The sequence below is a fragment of the Nocardiopsis sp. SBT366 genome (assembly GCF_001083815.1).
GTDB lineage: Bacteria > Actinomycetota > Actinomycetes > Streptosporangiales > Streptosporangiaceae > Nocardiopsis > Nocardiopsis prasina.
This window is the reverse complement of record NZ_LAVM01000094.1, coordinates 1-19,923: the sequence shown is the minus strand read 5'-3', so window position 1 is coordinate 19,923 and position 19,923 is coordinate 1. Positions and strand designations below refer to the sequence as shown.

19 protein-coding genes and 1 CRISPR repeat array are annotated in these 19,923 nt (G+C 71.7%); of the genes, 11 read left to right on the top strand and 8 right to left on the bottom strand.

Going from position 1 to position 19,923, the window contains the following annotated elements:
- Window positions 1–289: 289 nt before the first annotated feature.
- Window positions 290–1,052: direct repeats of the CRISPR family, unit length 29 nt; unit sequence CTGCTCCCCGCGCACGCGGGGATGGACCC.
- 96 nt (window positions 1,053–1,148) lie between these two features.
- Window positions 1,149–1,559, top strand: a complete 411-nt coding sequence (locus ADX84_RS22085; protein WP_049578664.1) for an SRPBCC domain-containing protein — start codon at window positions 1,149–1,151, stop codon at window positions 1,557–1,559.
- Here the strand turns inward: ADX84_RS22085 and ADX84_RS22080 are convergent, their stop codons facing one another.
- Window positions 1,560–1,955 (bottom strand): metallopeptidase family protein, encoded by a 396-nt coding sequence (locus tag ADX84_RS22080; RefSeq protein WP_049578661.1) that lies wholly within the window; start codon window positions 1,953–1,955, stop codon window positions 1,560–1,562.
- A 196-nt stretch (window positions 1,956–2,151) separates the two neighbouring features.
- Here ADX84_RS22080 and ADX84_RS22075 point away from each other — a divergent pair, with 196 nt between their 5' ends.
- From ADX84_RS22075 to ADX84_RS22065, 4 genes are all read left to right on the top strand, one after another.
- Entirely contained in the window at window positions 2,152–2,553 is a 402-nt protein-coding gene (locus tag ADX84_RS22075) for a DUF3499 domain-containing protein (protein WP_049578659.1), read from the top strand.
- A gap of 89 nt (window positions 2,554–2,642) precedes the next feature.
- Window positions 2,643–4,013, top strand: a complete 1,371-nt coding sequence (locus tag ADX84_RS22070; protein ID WP_049578656.1) for a phosphomannomutase/phosphoglucomutase — start codon at window positions 2,643–2,645, stop codon at window positions 4,011–4,013.
- A 38-nt stretch (window positions 4,014–4,051) separates the two neighbouring features.
- A complete protein-coding gene (locus ADX84_RS25795) occupies window positions 4,052–4,228 on the top strand; it encodes a Trm112 family protein (protein ID WP_017542448.1) in 177 nt (58 codons plus the stop codon).
- Between the two features lie 176 nt (window positions 4,229–4,404).
- Window positions 4,405–5,706, top strand: coding sequence for a serine/threonine-protein kinase (locus ADX84_RS22065; RefSeq protein WP_049578654.1), 1,302 nt, complete (start codon window positions 4,405–4,407; stop codon window positions 5,704–5,706).
- A gap of 21 nt (window positions 5,707–5,727) precedes the next feature.
- On the opposite strand, the gene ADX84_RS22060 is transcribed toward ADX84_RS22065, so the two are convergent.
- The gene (locus ADX84_RS22060; protein WP_049578652.1) at window positions 5,728–6,864 is read right to left on the bottom strand and encodes a hypothetical protein; all 1,137 of its coding nucleotides are present in this window, start codon (window positions 6,862–6,864) and stop codon (window positions 5,728–5,730) included.
- 83 nt (window positions 6,865–6,947) lie between these two features.
- Window positions 6,948–7,394 (bottom strand): MerR family transcriptional regulator, encoded by a 447-nt coding sequence (locus tag ADX84_RS22055; protein WP_049578650.1) that lies wholly within the window; start codon window positions 7,392–7,394, stop codon window positions 6,948–6,950.
- Window positions 7,395–7,524: 130 nt separating this feature from the next.
- On the opposite strand from ADX84_RS22055, the gene ahcY (ADX84_RS22050) reads away from it, so the two are divergent.
- Entirely contained in the window at window positions 7,525–8,961 is a 1,437-nt protein-coding gene (ahcY, locus tag ADX84_RS22050; RefSeq protein WP_049578647.1) for an adenosylhomocysteinase, read from the top strand.
- Between the two features lie 18 nt (window positions 8,962–8,979).
- A complete protein-coding gene (ahcY, locus tag ADX84_RS22045) occupies window positions 8,980–10,242 on the top strand; it encodes an adenosylhomocysteinase (RefSeq protein WP_049578645.1) in 1,263 nt (420 codons plus the stop codon).
- Here the strand turns inward: ahcY (ADX84_RS22045) and ADX84_RS22040 are convergent.
- Window positions 10,218–11,045, bottom strand: a complete 828-nt coding sequence (locus tag ADX84_RS22040; RefSeq protein ID WP_049578643.1) for an RDD family protein — start codon at window positions 11,043–11,045, stop codon at window positions 10,218–10,220. The two genes, ahcY (ADX84_RS22045) and ADX84_RS22040, sit on opposite strands and share 25 nt — an antisense overlap.
- A 116-nt stretch (window positions 11,046–11,161) precedes the next feature.
- On the opposite strand from ADX84_RS22040, the gene ADX84_RS22035 reads away from it, so the two are divergent.
- Window positions 11,162–12,157: a stage II sporulation protein M gene (locus ADX84_RS22035; RefSeq protein WP_049578641.1), complete on the top strand. Its 996-nt coding sequence runs from the start codon at window positions 11,162–11,164 to the stop codon at window positions 12,155–12,157.
- Here the strand turns inward: ADX84_RS22035 and ADX84_RS22030 are convergent.
- From ADX84_RS22030 to ADX84_RS22015, 4 genes are all read right to left on the bottom strand, one after another.
- Window positions 12,154–14,187 (bottom strand): tetratricopeptide repeat protein, encoded by a 2,034-nt coding sequence (locus ADX84_RS22030; RefSeq protein ID WP_049578668.1) that lies wholly within the window; start codon window positions 14,185–14,187, stop codon window positions 12,154–12,156. The two genes, ADX84_RS22035 and ADX84_RS22030, sit on opposite strands and share 4 nt — an antisense overlap.
- 49 nt (window positions 14,188–14,236) lie before the next feature.
- Window positions 14,237–14,869: a bifunctional 4-hydroxy-2-oxoglutarate aldolase/2-dehydro-3-deoxy-phosphogluconate aldolase gene (locus ADX84_RS22025; RefSeq protein ID WP_049578638.1), complete on the bottom strand. Its 633-nt coding sequence runs from the start codon at window positions 14,867–14,869 to the stop codon at window positions 14,237–14,239.
- Window positions 14,866–15,612, bottom strand: a complete 747-nt coding sequence (locus tag ADX84_RS22020) for an IclR family transcriptional regulator (protein WP_049578636.1) — start codon at window positions 15,610–15,612, stop codon at window positions 14,866–14,868. The genes ADX84_RS22025 and ADX84_RS22020 overlap by 4 nt, the downstream gene beginning before the upstream one ends.
- Window positions 15,613–15,677: 65 nt before the next feature.
- A complete protein-coding gene (locus ADX84_RS22015) occupies window positions 15,678–16,553 on the bottom strand; it encodes a sugar kinase (protein WP_049578666.1) in 876 nt (291 codons plus the stop codon).
- A gap of 233 nt (window positions 16,554–16,786) precedes the next feature.
- Here ADX84_RS22015 and ADX84_RS22010 point away from each other — a divergent pair, with 233 nt between their 5' ends.
- From ADX84_RS22010 to ADX84_RS22000, 3 genes are read left to right on the top strand one after another with little or no spacing between them, the layout of a single operon-like run.
- A complete protein-coding gene (locus tag ADX84_RS22010; RefSeq protein ID WP_049578634.1) occupies window positions 16,787–18,055 on the top strand; it encodes an amidohydrolase family protein in 1,269 nt (422 codons plus the stop codon).
- 26 nt (window positions 18,056–18,081) lie between these two features.
- Complete coding sequence (locus ADX84_RS22005) at window positions 18,082–19,422, top strand: alanine racemase (protein ID WP_049578632.1); 1,341 nt, start codon at window positions 18,082–18,084, stop codon at window positions 19,420–19,422.
- Between the two features lie 44 nt (window positions 19,423–19,466).
- Complete coding sequence (locus ADX84_RS22000; RefSeq protein ID WP_049578630.1) at window positions 19,467–19,850, top strand: RidA family protein; 384 nt, start codon at window positions 19,467–19,469, stop codon at window positions 19,848–19,850.
- Window positions 19,851–19,923: the final 73 nt, after the last annotated feature.

Sequence of the window (19,923 nt, the reverse complement as noted above, 5' to 3'; positions counted from 1 at the left end):
CCGCACAAGCACCCGTTCCCACCGCCGAGACCGGGTCGGCCTCCACCCCCACCCACCAGGCGAAGACCGCCCAACCCCACGCACCGGCCGCCCTCGCCGCCGTGGTTTCGATGGCGCGCGTGACCAGCCGCGACACGCATCCCGGTCAGCGCGGGCGTGGAGGAGTCCATCGCTCTCGCTATAGGCTCGCCCGTGACAGCAACAACGAAGGCGGATGCCGGTTTTGTCTGTTTCTCAACAAATTGGAAAAACGAGCACTTACCACCGGTAAGTTCCCAGGTGAAAAAGTCTGCTCCCCGCGCACGCGGGGATGGACCCCACATCGCGCCCGCCTGGATCGCTGACCAGACCTGCTCCCCGCGCACGCGGGGATGGACCCCGGTCGTTTGTGAGAGAGCCGCGAGCGTCCCACTGCTCCCCGCGCACGCGGGGATGGACCCGTGGGCACTCTGCCGTCCATGTTGATAGACAACTGCTCCCCGCGCACGCGGGGATGGACCCGACCGCGATACGGCCAAGGTATTTCTTCAACTCTGCTCCCCGCGCACGCGGGGATGGACCCACGACCAGCGCCGTGCCGATCGCAACCGCGACCTGCTCCCCGCGCACGCGGGGATGGACCCGGGCAGGATGGCAGGCACAACAAAGCACCCCCGCTGCTCCCCGCGCACGCGGGGATGGACCCGCCGGGAAGTACGTCGGCATCTCGGGGAACCCGCTGCTCCCCGCGCACGCGGGGATGGACCCTGAGGGGCGGGCCTGGCTCGCACGACTGGCGGCTGCTCCCCGCGCACGCGGGGATGGACCCGTGTTGCAGTTCACGGAGACCGTGGCCGCGATCTGCTCCCCGCGCACGCGGGGATGGACCCACATCGAGGCTCCTCGGGGCGGGACAGCTCCGCTGCTCCCCGCGCACGCGGGGATGGACCCGTCTCAGAGTCGGGGTCAACAACGGCGGCCGGCTGCTCCCCGCGCACGCGGGGATGGACCCAAGGTGAACGACTCCTGATGACGGTTGCCCCGCTGCTCCCCGCGCACGCGGGGATGGCTCGCAGATTCTCCACTTCTACTCAGGGCGCACAGTTCCGGCGGGGCTGGTGGGGGCGATGTGGGTAGTGAGGGGAGAGGGATCGGTTGGAGGGGGAGTCATGGGTGAGATGGACCTGGTGTCGCTGGGTGACGACCGGTGGACACTGACGGTGGAACGGAACCTGGGGTACCCGGCGGAGGCCGTGTGGCGGGCCATCACGGAGCCCGAGGGGCTGAACCGTTGGTACCCGATGGCGGTCGAGCGACTGGACCTGAGGGTCGGCGGGGAGATCGCCTTCCGGGACGAGGAGGGCGGGGAGACGACGGCCGTGGTCACGGAGGTCGAGCCGCCGCGGGTGTTCGGCTTCCGGGAGTTCGACCCGGAGACGGGAGAGCACCAGCTGCGCCTCACCTTGGAGGGTGACGGCCGACTGGTGCTGGCTCACACGTTCACGGGCAGGGAGTGGGCAGAGCGCACCACGGTGGGGTGGCGCGCCTGCCTGAACGAGCTGGAGAACTCCCTGAGGTGATCAGTTCTCCGGGTCGACGGACTCGGGTTCGACTCCGAGGAGGTTGGCCACTTCCTCCACGACAGCCTCGTGGACCAGGAGGGCCAGTTCTTCGGGGTCCTTGGTCCGGATCTCCACCGGACGCCGGTAGACGATGATCCGGGCCCGGCCGGCGGGGTCGATCTCCAGGCGGGAGAAGGGGATCGCCTCGGCGAGGTCGCCGTGGAGCGGGACCGGGGGAACGTCCTCCACGAGGAAGTCGACGTTCGCCAGCTCACGCGCCCACAGGCGCTCCAGGCGTTCGACGGCGTCGAGGACGAGATCGTCGAAGGCCTGCGCTCGGCTCCGGGAGACGGGCAGGTCAGACGGCACGAGAGGACCGCGGATGCCTCGACCCCGGCGGTCCCGGCGCCGCACTCTGTCTGGTTGGCCACTGGAAAGGCGCACTCGTCGCACACTTCGAGACTAAGCCATCACGGGCGCTGCGCGAAGTCCCGGCGCCTGGGAAGAATCGGGACGCCGACCCACCGGGTCAAGAACAGTCGCCCAAAAACTGTGCAGGTCATGGGACGATGCTGGCGTGTCCCTCGGTAAAGGCATACAGTCAAACGCTGTGAGCCATGTTCGACGCTGTTCCCGCACCGCGTGCAGGCAGCCCGCCGTATTCACGCTCACGTACGTCTACGCCGACTCCACCGCAGTCCTCGGTCCGCTCGCCGCCTACGTGGAACCGCACTGTTACGACCTGTGCGCGATCCACGCCGAACGGTTGACCGCACCGCGTGGCTGGGATGTCGTTCGGCTTCCGGTCGAGACGTCGGGAGGAGGTCCCGGCAGTGACGACCTGGAGGCCCTGGCCGACGCCGTACGTGAGGCGGCGCGGCCGCCCGCGCGCCAAGAGCCGTCCCCCGGTGAGCCCGTGGGGGAGGGGCACGAGACGTTGCGCCGGGGTCACCTGCGCGTGGTCAAGTCCGACCGGGGTGAGCAACGCCCGCCACACCACCCGAACGGCTGACCCGGTCCGCTCTTGCTAGTTTTGTACGGCGCTCGAACAACGGGGCGCTGTACCGAATTCGTCGCAGGATCGACCTGGCCGGAGCAGACGTGGCTGACCTCGGAAGCATCTTCAAGGCATACGACGTACGCGGTGTGATTCCGGACACCTTCAACTCCGACATCGCTCGAGCGATCGGTGCCGCCTTCGCCCTGGTGGCCGGCGGACCCGCCGTCGTGGTCTCCCACGACATGCGCCCCTCCTCGCCGGAACTCGCCCGTGCCTTCGCGGACGGAGTCACCTCCCAGGGCGTGGACGTGGTCTTCGCCGGGCTCGGCTCCACCGACCTCCTGTACTACGGTTCCGGCTCCCTGGACCTGCCCGGCGCCATGTTCACCGCCAGCCACAACCCGGCCGAGTACAACGGCATCAAGATGTGCCGCGCGGGCGCCGCGCCGATCAGCGCCGAGACCGGCCTGGCCGACGTGCGCGGGCTCGCCGAGGACTTCCTGTCCGGCGCGAAGGACCTGGACGCCCACGAGGGGCCGAAGGGCACCGTCACCGAGCGGGACCTGCTTCCCGGGTACGCCGACTACCTGCGCGAGCTCGTCGACCTCTCGGGTTCCCGCCAGCTCAAGGTCGTCGTGGACGCGGGCAACGGCATGGGCGGCCTGACCGTCCCGGCCGTCCTGGAGCAGGGCCTGCCGTTGGAGGTCGTCCCCCTGTACTTCGAACTGGACGGCACCTTCCCCAACCACCCGGCCAACCCGCTGGACCCGGACAACCTGGTGGACCTCCAGGCCAAGGTCCGTGAGACCGGTGCCGACCTCGGTCTGGCCTTCGACGGCGACGCCGACCGCTGCTTCGTGATCGACGAGCGCGGCGAACCCGTCTCCCCGTCCGCGGTCACCGCGCTGGTTGCCTCCCAGGAGCTCAAGCGCGAGCCCGGCGGCACCATCATCCACAACCTCATCACCTCGGCGGCGGTCCCCGAGATCGTCACCGAGCGCGGCGGCAAGCCCGTCCGCACCCGGGTCGGCCACTCCTTCATCAAGGCGACCATGGCCGAGACCGGCGCGATCTTCGGCGGGGAGCACTCCGCCCACTACTACTTCCGGGACTTCTGGAAGGCCGACACGGGTATGCTCGCGGCCATGCACGTCCTGCGTGTCCTGGGTGCGGACGAGCGTCCGCTCTCGCAGATCACGCAGGAGTACTCCCGGTACGCGGCCTCGGGAGAGGTCAACTCCAGGGTCGCCGACGCCGCTGGTCGCATGGCCGCGGTGCGCGCGGCGTTCGTGGGCAGGGACGGGGTGACCGTCGACGAGCTCGACGGCCTCAGCGTCACCCTGCCGGACGGCGCGTGGTTCAACCTGCGCGCCTCCAACACCGAGCCGCTGCTGCGACTCAACGTCGAGGCCCCTGACGACTCCGCCGTGACGCGCCTGCGCGACGAGGTCCTGGCCCTCGTCCGCACCTAGCCCGCGCCGACACGGCCACCACACGAGGAACGAGAACCATGAGCACGAAGATCGACGGCTGGCTGCTGGAGATCCTGGCCTGCCCGAAGAGCCAGGCCCCGCTCCGCCACGACCCGGAGACCGACGAACTGGTCTGCGACGAGAGCGGCCTGGCCTATCCCATCCGCGACGGGATCCCCGTCCTGCTGGTGGACGAGGCGCGCACGCTCTCCTGAACGGCGGGAAAAGGTTGGGTGGGTGACGGAACGATCCCGGCGTTTCGGTAGTCATATCCGGTACGCCCGGGTGAGGGGACACCGCCGGGGCCGCGGCTGATCGCGGCCCCGCCCGGCGTCCCGTGCCCGTTAATCTGATGCTGCGCCCCCGCTCAGCCCACCTCCGGAGGACATCGATGCCCGGTCCCGAATCGCTACTGCCGAGCGACCCCTCCTCGTTCGGCGCCTACAGCGTGACCGGACGTCTCGGGAAGGGCGGCCAGGGGGTCGTCTACCTCGCCGAGGACGGCAACGGCGACGAGTACGCGGTGAAGGTCCTCAACGACCAGTGGTCCGCCGACGCCGACCTGCGCAAGCGGTTCGAGAAGGAGGTGCGGGCCGCCCAGCGGGTCGCGTCCTTTTGCACTGCGGCCGTCATCGACGCCCAGCTCGACAGCGAACCGCCCTACGTGGTCAGCGAGTTCGTGCCGGGCAAGGACCTTCAGGAGACGGTGGCCAAGGGCAAGGCGGTGCGGGGCGCCGCGCTCCAGCGCCTGGCCGTCTCCACCGCCACGGCGCTCGTGGCCATCCACAAGGCGGGGATCGTCCACCGCGACTTCAAGCCGGGCAACGTGCTGCTGGGCCCGGACGGTCCGCGGGTGATCGACTTCGGTATCGCCCGGGTCGACGACGGCACCGCCACGATGACCAACTCGATCGTCGGTACGCCCTCCTACATGGCGCCGGAGCAGATCGAGGGCCGCGGGATCACCGACAAGTGCGACATCTTCGCCTGGGGCTGCGTGATCGCGTTCGCCTCGACCGGCCGCGCGCCGTTCGGATCCGACACCGTTCCGGCGGTCGTGCACCGCGTGGTGAGCGCTCCGCCGGACCTGGACGGGCTGGACGAGGCGCTGCGGCCGATCGTGGAGTCCTGCCTGGACAAGGACCCGAACCGCCGCCCGAACGCCCAGACCCTGCTCATGCGGCTGCTCGGCCACGACGGCCCGGCCCACCCCTCGAACAACGCCGACGACGCCCTCCAGCAGGGCGAGCGGGTCGCCCAGACCGGCATGCTCAACGGCAACCAGCTGCCGCCCGTGCAGTACCCGCAGACCGGCGGGCAGCCGGGTATGGGTTACCCGCCGGGCGTGTCCAACCCGGGCCCGTTCGGCGCTCACCCGGGGACCTCCAACCCCCGTCCGGGGCAGGTCGGCCACCCGATGAGCTCGGATCCGCGGCAGGCCGGGTTCGCCGCACACCCGGGCATGTCCAACCCGAGGCCGGGCGCGCCGGGCCAGCACCACCAGTCGCAGGCCGTGCACCAGGGCGCCAACCCGATGATGACCGGGGCGGCCAACCCGAACCAGACCTACACGCCGCACCAGCAGCCGAGCCAGCAGGACTCGATCCTCCAGCAGGGCTGGGTGATCCCGGCGGTGCTGGTCACCATCATCATCCTGTTGCTGCTCCTGCTGATCCTGGGCCTCAGCGGCTGACGACAGGGCCCGCCTCCGAGCTCAACCCCGGGTGAGCCCGTCGACGGCGCGCGAGACCGCCTCGTCCACCAGGTCCCGTACCTGCGGCCAGCGATCGTCCACGCAGTCCGTGGGCAGCACGGTGACGCTCTCGCTCCGGGACATCTCCAGCGCCCGCCGCGCCCCCTCAGGGGTCACCAGGCGCGCGTTCGCCGTCACCGCCAACACCCCCGAGGGCGGGCTGCCGACGTCCCGCACGACCACGTACAGGGCCATCGACGCCCCGTCCGCCACCAGTTCCAGGCAGGTCCACCAGTGCGCCGCGGTCCCACCCCGGCCGCCGTCGCCCGAGGTCACGGTGGCGGTCGCCGCCGGGTCCAGGGCGCTCAGCAGGAACGCGACCGAGCCGCGCCGGGACCGCACGTGGTCCAGGATCCGGCGGCGCGTCACGGCGGTCAGCGGGGGGACGGGGCGACCCGTCGGGGCCACCGCCTCCGGGTTCCACGCGAGTTCGTCGCGAAGCGCCCCGGTGACCAGACGCGCCATGTGGGAGACCAGGGGCGCGAGCTCCTCCTCGGGGTCTCGCTTGTCCACCGGGGCGGGCGGAGGTGTGCCGGGGTCCAGGAGCAGAGGAGGCAGGTCGGCCCGCTGGAGGACCCGTGAGGCCAGTACCCAGGGCAGGGCCCAGGTCGCCCCGCCGCCGTCCGGTTCCTCCCCGGAAGCCTCGGCCGCCACCCGCACGCACTCGGCGTAGGTGTGCGCGGCCCGCACCACCGGGTGGGCGGGAACACTGGCGGCGCGGGCCAGGCGGATCGTGTGTTCGGTGGACAGCGCGGTCCGGAGCGGCCGCAACGGGGGGCTCTCGGGCGCGTTGCCCCGGCGCTCCCCACCGGAGGGGAGTTCGGCCACCCGCCCGGCCAGGGCGGCCACGTGAGGCCCGGTGATGGGTTCTCCGGACCCTGGCTCGCCGTGCAGGAGCAGGTCGGTGAGGTCGGGCCCGCCGCCCCACTCCCGGACGCGGTCCCGCGTCAGTTCCCGTCGCGCGGCCCCGTGTTGCTGGTGGGGCCGGTCCTGGCGCCGCTTGGCCCAGACGTTCCGGAGCAGGTCGACGTCCCTGAGGTCTTCGCGCACGCGCTCGGGGAGTGTCTCCCAGGCCGTGTCGCCGAGTTGGCTGTCCACGGTCTCATCCGTAGCCCGTGGACTCTTTGCCAAAACATGCCGAACGTTAGGTGCGGGTGTCCGGTGACGGCCGTGTCCCCGGGTCAACCAGAGTTGTTGTTGCGCGTCCCGGTACCGGTGGGTGCGGGGCGTCGGGAGTGCAGCAGGCGCATGGCCTTCTCCTTCTCGAAGTCCAGTGCGCGGGTGGGGGCGGCCGCCAACCTGCCCAGACGTTCGCCGTGCGCGCGCACCCGGGCCAGCACCTCGGGTTCGGCGAGGACCCGCAGGGCGAAGGCGAGCGCGGCGGGAGGGATGTCGAACTCGCGCTCCAGCTCCAGCCCACCCGCGATCGTGCGCAGGTCCTCCTCCGTGAACCGGCGGTGTCGGTGGCCCCGCCCGGTGGGTTGTTCCTGGGTGCGGGGGAGCAGGCCGAGTCCCTCGCGGTAGCGCAGCATGCGGGCCGTGCTGCCGACCCGCTCGGCTGCCGCGGAGATGGGGACCGGCGCGTCCTGCGGTCCGTGCGCTGTGGGGTCGTCGTCGAGGGCGGCCATGCAGGTGACCCTAACCCAACACCGGCCCCACATCGCGCGAATCTGACATCTCTGTGTGAGGTTTGTGTGCAGAGGGTGGTCGCGGGCCTAGAATCGGGTGGCAACCCATGACTTGACGAGTGAGGAACGCATGGCTTTCGACTTCAAGGTCGCCGATCTCTCCCTGGCCGAGTTCGGCCGCGACGAGATCCGTCTCGCCGAGCACGAGATGCCCGGCCTCATGGCCACCCGCGCCGAGTTCGGCGACAGCAAGCCCCTCACGGGCGCCCGCATCATGGGCTCCCTGCACATGACCGTGCAGACCGCGGTCCTGATCGAGACGCTCATCGCCCTGGGCGCCGAGGTCCGCTGGGTCTCCTGCAACATCTTCTCCACCCAGGACCACGCCGCGGCCGCCGTGGTGGTCGGCCCCGACGGCACCGTCGACGACCCCAAGGGCGTCCCCGTCTTCGCCTGGAAGGGCGAGACGCTGGAGGAGTACTGGTGGTGCACCGAGCAGGCCCTCACCTGGCCCGGCGCCGAGGGCCCCAACATGATCCTGGACGACGGCGGCGACGCCACCATGCTCGTCCACAAGGGCGCCGAGTTCGAGAAGGCCGGCGCCGTACCGGACCCCTCAACGGCTGACAGCGAGGAGTTCGAGGTCGTCCTGACCCTCCTCCAGGAGAGCCTCAAGAAGGACTCCACCAAGTGGACCACCATCGCCGGGGACATCAAGGGCGTCACGGAGGAGACCACCACCGGTGTGCTCCGCCTCTACGAGATGCAGCGTGACGGCAGCCTGTCGTTCCCGGCGATCAACGTCAACGACTCCGTCACCAAGAGCAAGTTCGACAACAAGTACGGCATCCGCCACTCGCTGCCGGACGGCATCATGCGCGCCACCGACGTTCTCATCGGCGGCAAGGTCGCCGTGATCTGCGGTTACGGCGACGTCGGCAAGGGCTCGGCCGAGGCGCTGCGCGGGCAGGGCGCCCGCGTCATCGTCACCGAGATCGACCCGATCAACGCCCTCCAGGCGGCCATGGACGGGTTCCAGGTCACCACGCTGGAGGACGTGCTGGAGGTCGGTGACATCTTCGTCACCACCACCGGCAACTTCAACGTGATCATGGCCGACCAGATCCTGCGCATGAAGCACCAGGCGATCGTCGGCAACGTCGGCCACTTCGACAACGAGATCGACATGGCCGGTCTGGCGAAGGTCCCCGGGATCACCAAGAAGGAGATCAAGCCGCAGGTCCACGAGTGGACCCAGGAGAACGGCAAGTCCGTTCTGGTGCTCTCCGAGGGCCGCCTGCTGAACCTGGGCAACGCCACCGGGCACCCCAGCTTCGTGATGTCCAACAGCTTCACCAACCAGGTCATCGCGCAGATCGAGCTGTTCACCAAGCCCGACGAGTACCCGACCGACGTGTACACGCTGCCGAAGATCCTCGACGAGAAGGTCGCCCGTCTGCACCTGGACGCGCTCGGCGTCAAGCTGACCGAGCTCACCAAGGAGCAGGCCGCCTACATCGGTGTGGACGTGGCCGGGCCGTTCAAGCCCAACCACTACCGCTACTAGGGGCGAGTCGTTCCACAGATGACTCCTCCCTCACACGAGGTGGCGGACCTCGGCCTCGCGAAGGCCGGGGTCCGCCGTGTGGCGTGGGCCGAACGCTCCATGCCGGTCCTGCGCAGCGTCCGCGCCCGGTTCGCCGAGGAACGGCCGCTCGACGGGCTCCGGGTGGCAGCCTGCCTGCACGTCACCGCCGAGACCGCCAACCTGCTCCGCGTCCTGCGCGCGGGCGGGGCACAGGTGTGGCTGGCCGCCTCCAACCCGCTGTCCACGCAGGACGACACCGCCGCCGCCCTGGTCGCCGAGTACGGGGTCGCCGTGCACGCGTGGGCGGGGATGGACACCGCCGCCTACGACCGCAACCTGGTCACCGTCCTGGAGTCCCGGCCGCACCTGTTGCTGGACGACGGCTGCGACCTGGTCAACACCGCGCACGTGGGCCGTCCCGAGTTGCTGGAGGGGGTTCTCGGCGGTTGCGAGCAGACCACCACCGGCGTGATCCGGCTGCGCAGGATGAGCGCGGAGGGCGAACTCCGGCTGCCGATGGTCGCGGTCAACGACACCCGTACCAAGCGGATGTTCGACAACCGCTACGGCACCGGGCAGTCGACCGTGGACGGGGTCCTGCGCGCCACCAACACGCTCCTGGCCGGGCGGACCGTCGTCGTGGCCGGGTTCGGTTACTGCGGGCGGGGCCTGGCCGAGAGGTTCCGGGGCATGGGCTCCCACGTGGTCGTCACCGAGGTGGACCCGGTCAAGGCGCTGGACGCCGTGATGCAGGGGTACACCGTCGCCACCATGGAGACGGCCGCTCCGGTCGGGGACGTGTTCGTCACCGCCACCGGGAACCGCGACGTGATCCGCCGTGAACACCTGGCGGTGATGCGGGACGGGGCGATCCTGGCCAACTCGGGCCACTTCGACCTGGAGATCGACCTCAACGCGCTGGAGTCGCTGTCCGTCGGCGTGGACCGTGGTGTGCGTGAACAGGCCGACGAGTACGAGTTCGCCGATGGCCGCAGGCTGCTGCTGCTCTCCGAGGGGCGGCTGGTCAACCTGGGCGCCGCCGAGGGCCACCCGGCCGCCGTCATGGACATGTCGTTCGCCGTGCAGGCCCTCACCACCGAGTGGCTGGCCAGGGAGCACGCCACCCTCGCCCCCGGAGTGGTGGAGGTGCCGGAGGAGACCGACAACGAGGTGGCCCGGCTGGAACTGACCGCCCTGGGGGTGGGCATCGACGTCCTCACCCCCGACCAGGAGGCCTACCTCAGATCCTGGCGCCCCTGACCCCGTCCGGTGTGGCCGGGGTTCATGGCCTCCAGGCTGCGTCGGCGGCGCTCGGCCAGCACGGCGGCGAGGAAGTACGGCGGGGTGGTGCCGGGCGGCGGGAGCGGGCTGATCTGCGAGGCCACTGAATCGGCGAGCTGGGTGCCCATCTCGTGGCGGGTGTGCTCGGCCAGCTCGCCGTAGCGCAGGACGTACTGGCGCGCTGCGTTGGCGGTCTCCGGGGACAGGCGCGACAGCTCGGTGGTCGCGGCCCAGGCGGCCAGGTGCGGCGGCATGGGGATGGCCGCGTCGCGGCGGCCGCCGGTGCGCTCCTCCACCACCATGGTCCCCGCCACGAAGTCCCCGACCCTGCGGCCGTCCCGGTTGAGCATCGAGGTGATCAGGGCGATCACACCCATGGTCATCCACAGTTCGACGAACCCGGAGAGCGCGCGGGCCAGCGCCTGCCGGAACCGTTCGGGGGAGCCGTCGGTGCCCACCACCCGCAGTCCCAGGGCCATCTTGCCCAGGGAACGGCCGCGTGAGATCGACTCGAACGCGGTGGGGTAGCCGACGATGACGAGGATGGTCGCGGCCAGCGAGAGCGCGCTGGTCGCGGCGAAGTCGACGCTCACGGCGACCCAGTTGACGACCAGGCCCAGGGCGATCAGCGTGATGACCTGTACGAGGAAGTCGATGGCGATCGCCGCCGCGCGCGTGGCGAACCCGGCCGGGCGCAGTTCGAGTACCACCGCGTCACCCGTGACCAGCGGCGTCACGCCGTACATGTCGTCACGGGTCTCGCCACCACCGGGATAGGACACCAGTGCACGCTCCCTTACCGGGTGTCTGAAACCGTCCCCCTGACACTACCCGCCAGCGCGCGGCCGTGTTCTCACCCGTCTCGGAGGCGGTGACCGAATCCAGTAATGTCCCTTACGTGGATATCGACGTGTTCGCCGCCGCGCACGCCCAGGAGTGGGAACGACTGGACGAACTGGTGCGTCGGCGCCGTTCGCTCACAGGTGAGGAGATCGACGAACTCGTCGAGCTCTATCAGAGAGTGTCGACCCACCTGTCGGTGGTGCGCTCCTCCGGGCACGATCCGGAACTGGCCGGTCGGCTGACCTCCCAGGTGGCCCGGGCCCGGTCCGCGGTCACCGGTTCGCACGCCTCCTCGTGGACCGACGTCACCGGCTTCTTCACCCGGGTGTTCCCGGCCGTGCTCTACCGTCTGCGCTGGTGGTGGATCGGCGTGACCGCCGCGACCCTCGCCGTGGCGACGGTCACCGGGGTGTGGATCGCCACCAACCCGGAGGTCCTGGCGGCCCTGGGCACCCCCGAGTCCATCGCCCGCTACGTCGAGCACGATTTCGCCAACTACTACGTGGAGAACCCGGCGGGTTCCTTCGCAGCCCAGGTGTGGACCAACAATGCCTGGGTGGCGGCGCAGGCGATCATCTTCGGAGTGGCGTTCGGGCTGCCCACCATCGGCGTGCTGTTCCTCAACGCCGTCAACCTCGGGATGGCCGGGGGCATGATGTTCGCGATGGGGCGCGGCGACGTGTTCTTCGCGCTGATCCTCCCGCACGGCCTGCTGGAGATGACGGCCGTGTTCGTCGCCGGTGGGGTGGGCCTGAAGATCGGCTGGTCGCTGATCTCCCCGGGCGAGCGCACCCGACTGCGGGCCCTCGGCGAGGAGGCTCGGGCGGCCATCGCGGTGGTCCTGGGCCTGGTGGTGGTCCTGTTCATCTCGGGGTTGATCGAGGGCCTGGTCACCGGGTGGATCACCAACACGTGGATCGCCATCGGCATCGGTGTGGTCGCGGAGGTCCTGTTCTTCGTCTACGTGTTCACGGTGGGAAAGAGGGCCTACCAGGAGGGCGTGTCCGGCGACATCGAGGACGCCCCGGCCGCCCTCCCGGTGGCGGGCTAGCCGGAGGAGCCGCCCGAGTTGCGTGGTTCCGGACGGGGCACCCCGGCCAGTCGTTCACGGGCCAGCTGGGTCTGGGGGTGGTCCTCTCCCAGGACCCGGCTGCGGGTCTCCAGAACCGCGCGGAAGCGGATCCGGGCGTCGGACGGCCGACCACGGCGCAGCGCGAGCAGGCCGAGCTTGTACGTGGCGTTCATGGTGAGTCGGTGCTCGCGGCCCAGCAGGCGCTTGCGGGTCCGCTCGACCTCCCGGAACAGCTCCTCCGCCGCGCTGAGGTCGCTCTCGTGCATCGCGGCGTAGCCCAGGGCGTCCATCGAGGCCAGGGTCTCGACGGCCTCCGGGCCCTGGACTCGCAGTCTCGCCCGGAGGATCTCCTCGTGCTGTGCCCGGGCGGAGGCCCAGTCGTCCCGCATCCCGGCCACCAGCGCGATCTGGTGGAGGGTGTCCAGGGTCCGGGGGTGTTCTGCGCCGAGGGCCCTCCTACGGTCCTCCAGAAGGGCCAGGTACTCCCGCTCCGCCTCCGAGACGTGCTCCTGGAAGAGCAGCCCCTCCGCGATCAGGTGCCGGGCCTGGAGGGTGAGGGGGTGGTCGGGACCGAGTGCCTCCTCAGCGGTGCGCCGAGCGGCGCCCGCGGAGCCCTCCGCCTCCGCGAACTGCCCCAGCTGGATGTGGGCGGTGGCCTCCGCGAGGCCCGTCTCCACCAGGAAGGCCGGGCCGAGGGCCGGGACGCGTGAGGCCACGGCGTTGAGCGCGGCGAACGCACCCAGCTCGAACCATGGGTCCTCGTCGACCTGACCGGCGAGGAGTTCGGCGACCCCGATGACCAGGCGTGCGTCGTCCGCGCCGAGTCGCGCACGGACCGTCTCCGAGACCAGCGGGTGCAGTCGCAGCCCGACCTCCTCGTGGAGTTGGTCGACCTCGACCAGCCCGTGGACCGCGAGTGCGTTCACAGCCCGGGCGAAGGCCGCCTCGTCCAAGGGGTGTTCCGAGGGGGCCAGGACGTGGTCGAGCAGTCCGGAGAGCGGCAGCCTGCGCAGCGGCACGGTCCGACTGCGCGGGCCGAGCAGGGCCAGGGTCAGCAGCACGGCCTCAGCGTGCGGGTCGCGTTCGCCCACCATGCGCAGGGACAGCTCCCACACCCCGGAGAGCAACCGGCGTTCGCCGTCCTCACCGGTCACCAGTGGTGCGGAGAGTTCGTCGAGCCGCGCGAGGTCCTTGTCCAGGTGCGCCAACAGGGAGTTCGGGGCGGGGAAGAGGACCCCGTGGGTGGCGAGGATGCGCCCGGCCAGGAAGAGGGCGAGGGGGACTCCGCCGAGGCGCGCGGCCATCTCCTCCGCTCCGGGCAGTTCCCGTCCTCCCGCGTGGTCGATGAGCGCGTTCACCGCGTCCGGACCTTCGAGGGAGTCCACGCGGTGCACCTGGGCGGGCGCCCACAGCGCGGGATCGTCCACTCGGCTGGTGACCAGGACGAACCCACCCGGACTGGACCGCATCCAGCCGCGCTGCTCGCCGGGCCTGTTCACCGGGTCCAGCAGCTCGGGCTGGTCGGCGTTGTCGATCACCAGCAGCCAGGGGCGCGGAGACGCGTCCAGGTGCCGCCAGACCCAGCGGGCGGCCGACCTCGGGGCGGTCCTGAACCCCTCGGCCTCCTCCCGGGTGCCGCCGAGTTCCACGGCGACCTCCAGCATGCTCGGCAGGATCGTGTCCGGGCGCACCCAGAACACCGTCCAGCCCTCGGACCGGGCGTGCTCGGCGAGCGAGGCCGCGACGGTGGTCTTGCCGAACCCGCCGGGGCCGGTGAGCACGTGGGGGACCGGCGCCCCCCGTTCCATGGCGTCGCGGAGCACCGCCAACAGGACGTCGCGCCCGCGCACGGCCGTGGCCAGACGTGGGGGATCGAGGCCGACGTCGTGCACCGGAGCGGCCGACCGGGCCGCGTTCACGGTGACGTCTCCATGGATGTCCCGGGCCTGGATCAGGTGGCCGTACACGGGTCCGCTGGTGTGGTTGTGGGCTTCGGGGGGTGAGGCCATACACACATGGTGCACGAAGGGTGCGCCCACCGCAGGAGGTTCCGGAGGGCTAGAGGGTCCGGAGGAGTTCGGCCAGGGCGCCGCCCTCGGTCGCGGAGCGGCCCACACCCACGCCGATCGCACCCGCGCGCAGGTACTCGGCGGCGTTGCGGGCGTTGACCCCGCCCGTGGCCACCACCCGCAGCTCCGGGAACGGGCCCGCCATCGCGGACACCCACGCGGGCCCGAGCACGTTGGCCGGGAAGGCCTTCACCGTGGTGACGCCCAGCCGGAGCGCGCGGCCCGCCTCGGTGGGTGAGGACACCCCGGGGAGGAAGGGGACACCCAGGCGGTCGGCCTCCGCGACGGTGTCCGGGTCGAGCCCCGGGGCCACGCCGAACTCGGCGCCCGCCTCCACCGCGCGACGCAGCCGTTCCGGGGTGGTCACCGTTCCGGCGCCCACGGGGAGCCGTCCCTCGGCGGCCCGGACCACCGCCTCCAGTGCGGGCAGTCCGGAGGCGCTCTCCTGGGTGACCTCCACCAGTCGCACCCCGGCGCTCCACGCGGTCCGGGCGGCGGCGACCGCCTCGTCGGGGGTGGTCCCCCGCAGGATCAGGATCAGGGGGACCGGGGAGAGTCCCGCGCCGAAGAAGTCGGACCAGCGGGGGATCGAGCCCGTCCGGGCGCCGTCGTTCGTGGTCATCGTTGGCTCCAACCCAGTTCTTCGCTGATGGCCCTCGCCGTGGAGGTGAGGTCCTCGGTGTACGCGAGCAGCCCCGGCCGGTCCAGGACCATGCTCGGGGCCGACACGGAGATCGCCGCCGCCACCCTCCCGGCCGCGTCGAAGACGGGCGCGGACACGCAGTGGATGAACTCCTCGTGCTCGAAGTCGTCCAGGACCCACCCCTGGCGAGCGGTGCTGTCGAGCACCTCGTCGAGCGCCTGCCTGTCGGTGAGGGTGTTCGGCGTGAAGCGCGGGTAGGGGTCCGCCCCGAGCAGCGCGTCGCGCTCTCCGGCGGACATGTAGGCGAGCAGGACCTTGCCGATCCCGGTGGCGTGCAGCGGCGCCAGCGCGCCGATGTGGGAGTACATCCGCACCGCCTGGCGCGACTCCACCTTGTCCAGGTACATCACCTGGTGGCCCTCGAGCACACCCAGGTGGATGGTCTGGCCGCAGGCCTCGCCCAGCGCCGCGAGGTGCCGGGCGGCGCCGTCACGGATGTCGAGCCCGTCCAGTGCGGCGGCCGCGAGGGCCGCCATCCGGGGCCCCAGCCGGTAGGCGCCGTCGTCCGCGCGCCGCACGAACCGCTCCTCCTCCAGGGTGCGCAGAAGGCGCAGTGAGGTCGTGCGGTGCACGTCGAGGCGGCGGCCGAGCTCGCTGATGGTGCTGGGGCCGTCGGCCAGCTCCACGAGGATGCGCAGAGCTCGTTCGACACTGTTGGACACCGGTGGTTCTCCCCTTGGTCGACAGGGGCCTGGCCCCTGTGTGTGGTCGGCGGACCGGGACGGCCTCACCGGGTGGCGGGGCTCCCCTCCGGCGGAGGCGGGATGTCGCCGGGGAGGCCGAGCACCACCCCGGCCAGTCTGGCGCCTTCCGCCAGGCAGTCGGGCAGGGGCGCGTCGCCCAGCAGACGGTCGAGGAACCCGGCGGCGAAGGCGTCCCCGGCTCCGACGGGTTCAACGACCTCCACCCTGGGCGCGGGTTCGAACCAGGTCCGTCCGTCGCGGACGGCGGTGGCGCCCCGGGCGCCCTGCTTGACGACGAGGATGTCGGGTCCGGCGTCCGGTCCGGTCAGGTGCCGGACCAGTTCGGGCAGGGTCGGCACCCCCCACAGCGCCTGGGCCTCGTCGAGACCGCAGAACACCACGTCCGCGCGGCGGGCCAGGTCCAGCAGCAGCCCGGCGTTGTCCCCGCCGTGCAGCGCGGGGCGGTAGTTCACGTCGAAGCAGCGCAGCGTGGTGGGGGGAGCCTGCCCGACCAGCTCGTGGACCAGGCCTTCGGCCGTGTCGGACAGGACGGCGGTGATGCCGGTCGTGTGCACCAGGCGGGGCCGCCACCGCCACACCTCGGCCGCGTCGCCCCGGTGCAGCGTGGAGGCGGCCGATCCCGCGCGCCAGTAGCGCACCCGTGTGCCCTCGGGGGAGGGCTCCTTCATGTACAGCCCGGTGGAGCGTGCGCGGTCCTCGCGGACCAGGCAGCGCACGCCGACGCCGGTCAGGCGCTCGCGCACGTGCCGTCCGAACACGTCGCCGCCAAGGGCGCTGCGCCAGCCCACGGTCCGTCCGGCGCGGGCGAGGTGCACAGCGACGTTGGACTCCGCGCCACCGACCTCGGTGCGGAAGCGGGGAGGGGCGCTCCCGCGCGGTTCGGGGACGAGCAGCGCCATCGTCTCGCCCACGCACACGGCGTCGAGCGGGGGGAGGAGCGCGTCCTGGGAGCTCGCGGGGGAGGGCGGCGGTGGTACCTCGTTCCGTCGCTGCGTGCTCACTCACGACCTCCGGTTCGTCTGGTGACTGGCGTCATGGGGTGTATTGACCTGCGTCACCGGCGAATGCTATTCAAGATGTTGTTTATTGCGCAACAGCGTTGCGCAGGACGCAGCACAAGGAGGTGGCTTGAGTGTGGGACCTGCTGTTGCGCGGAGGCCGCGTCGTCGATCCGGCCTGCGGGCGTGACGCGACGGCCGACGTCGCCGTACGCGCCGGACGGATCGCCGAGGTCGCGGCCGACCTCCCGGTGGAACGGGCCGCGCGGGTCGTGGACGTCCGGGGCAGGCTGGTGCTTCCCGGCCTGGTGGACGCGCACACCCACGTGCTGCACGGCTCCACGTACTGGGGCGTGGACCCGGAACCGATCGCCTGGCGCACCGGCGTCACGACCTGGATCGACGCGGGCTCCGCCGGCGCCTACGGCCTGGAGGGGCTGCGCCGCTCCGTGGTCGAACCCGCGCCCTTCCGTGTGAGGGCCCTCGTCAACGTCTCCGGGATCGGGCTGGTCGGGCGCACCGGCGAGCACCACGTCCTGGAGAACCTCGACGTCGACGCCGCGGCCGCCGTGGCGGCACGCAACGGCGACCTGGTCTGCGGCGTCAAGGCGCGCATGGACAGCCACACCGTCGGCACGCACGGTCTGGAGCCGCTCCACAGGGCCGTGGCGCTGGCACGACGCCTGGAGCGTCCGCTCATGGTGCACATCGGCTACGGTCCGCCCGACCTCGCCGACATCGCGCCGCTGCTCACCGAAGGCGACGTCGTCACCCACTGCGCCACCGGGGTCGCCACCGACCTGCTCGTCGACGGACGCCCCTCCGACACCCTCCTGCGCCTGCGCGACTCCGGTGTGCTCTTCGACCTCGGCCACGGCTCCGGCGCCTTCGACTTCGACGTGCTCGAAGCCGAGCTGGCGGCCGGACTGGTCCCGATCGTCTCCACCGACCTCCACATCCGTTCGGTGTACGGACCCGCGTTCGACCTGCCGACCGTCATGGGCAAGGCCCTGGCCGCCGGGATGGGCCTGACCGACGTGGTGGCCGCCGTGACCCACCGCCCCGCCCACGCCTTCGGCCTCTCCGCCGGGACGCTGCGCCCGGGCGAGGCCGCCGACATCGCCGTGTTCGACGCCGAGGAGGGGCGCTTCCCGGTCATCGACGTGCACGGCGGCACACGTGAGGCCCCGCTGCGCCTGACCAACACCGCGACCTACGCCGACGGGCGCCTGCTCACACCGCGCGCGGCCGAGCCACCGCCGGAGTGGGTTCCCCTGAGCGCGGCCCAGCAGAGCGCCGAGGAACACCGCCAGGAGCAGGTCCGCTCCGCCGTGCGGCGCCTGGACCGCCCCGAGGACTTCGACGAGCCCTTCCCCCGCCCAGCCGCCACGGACCGGACCTGAGAGCCGGACAACGACGGGAGCGCACCTTGACCGAGACCACCCCACCCCCCCCCCCGGACGCCCGCCAGGGGTCCCCACGCACCGGCTCCGCCACCGGCGGCGGGCTGCCCGCCGCGCCCCTGACCGAACTCGGCCGCGCGCCGGTCGAGGCTCGGTCCCTGCCGGAAAGCCCCACCACGGTGGAGCGGGTCCGCGCCGCCGACCTTCACCTGAGTGACCTCTGGCTGCCCGCCGTCACCCTGGACGAGGCCGCGCTCACCCACAACCTCGACCGCTTCGCCCGCTGGTGCGCCGAGCGGGGCGTCGACCTCGCCCCGCACGCCAAGACCACGATGGCCCCCGGGCTGTGGTCGGCGCAGCTGGAGCGGGGGGCGTGGGGGCTGACCGCGGCCACCGTCGCCCAGGCACGGGTGATGCGACGCTTCGGCGTCCCCCGGGTCCTGATCGCCAACGAGGTCGTGGAACCGGAGCAGCTGGCGTGGCTCGCCGAAGCTCTGGACGACCCCGGCTTCGAGCCGCTGTGCCTGGTGGACTCCGCCGCAGGGGTCCGCATCATGGAACACGCCCTGGCCGGGGCCGCCCGTTCGCTCCCGGTCCTGGTGGAACTGGGTGTGGCCGGGCGCCGCACGGGCGTCCGGGACATGGACCGGGCCCTGGACCTGGCCCGGACGGTGGCGGCGAGCCCCGCGCTCACCCTCGTCGGTGTGGAGGCCTTCGAGGGCGTGTTCCCGCAGCGTCGCGACGACGACTCCCCGGACCGCGTGCGCGCCTGGCTGGACCGCCTGTACGACTTCGCCCGCCGGGCCGACGCGGAGGGCCTGTTCGACGGCGCCGCTGAGGTGATCGTCACCGCGGGCGGCAGCAGCTACCCCGACCTGGTCTCCGACGCCCTCGCGCAGCCCCCGGAGCTGTCGCGGCCGATCCGCAGGATCGTTCGGTCCGGCTGCTACCTGGCCCACGACGACCTGTTCATGGAACGGGCGTCGCCGCTGCGGTCCGCCGCCGACGACGACCCCCTGCGCCCCGCGCTGAGCTGCCACGCCCGGGTCCTGTCCCGGCCCGAACCGGGCCGGGCGCTGCTGGGGGTCGGCAAGCGGGACGTGTCGTTCGACGTCGACCTGCCGGTACCCCGCGCGGTACTGCGCGACGGGGAGCGGATCCCCCTCACGGACGGCGCACGAGTGGTCGAGCTCAACGACCACCACGCGTTCCTCGACCTCAGCGGCCCCGCCGAGGAGGCACTGCGCGTCGGTGACGTGGTCGAACTCGGACTGTCCCACGCCTGCACGGTGTTCGACAAGTGGCCGCTGATCCCCGTCCTGGACGGCGACGGCCGGGTCGTGGACGCCGTGCGCACCCTGTTCTGAACCGGTCCGGTACCCACCGGCACCACCCAACCCAAGGAGGACCCTTGTCCGAGAAGAAGATCGTCAACACCCCGGACGCCGCACCGCCCGGCGGCCCCTACTCCCACGCGGTCGTCGCGGGGGACTTCGTCTACCTCGCCGGGGCGACGCCGCACCGCACCGACGGGTCGGTGGTCGAGGGCACGTTCCTGGAGCAGGCGCGGGCCACGTTCGACAACCTGTCCACCGTCGCGGCGGCCGCGGGCGCCGACCTGTCCGAAGCCGTCCAGGCCAGGGTCTACCTGCGCGACCTGGACGACTTCCAGGCGATGAACGGCGTGTTCGCGGAGTACTTCGGTGACAGGGCGCCGGTGCGCACCACCATCCAGGCGGACCTGCCCGGCTTCGCCATCGAGGTCGACGCGGTGCTGTACCACCCGGCCAGCTGACCCCGGGGCCCCCGAGCCCTCACCCCGCCGTATGGCCCGGTCCCCGGGGCCGGGCCATATGGCGGGGGGAGGG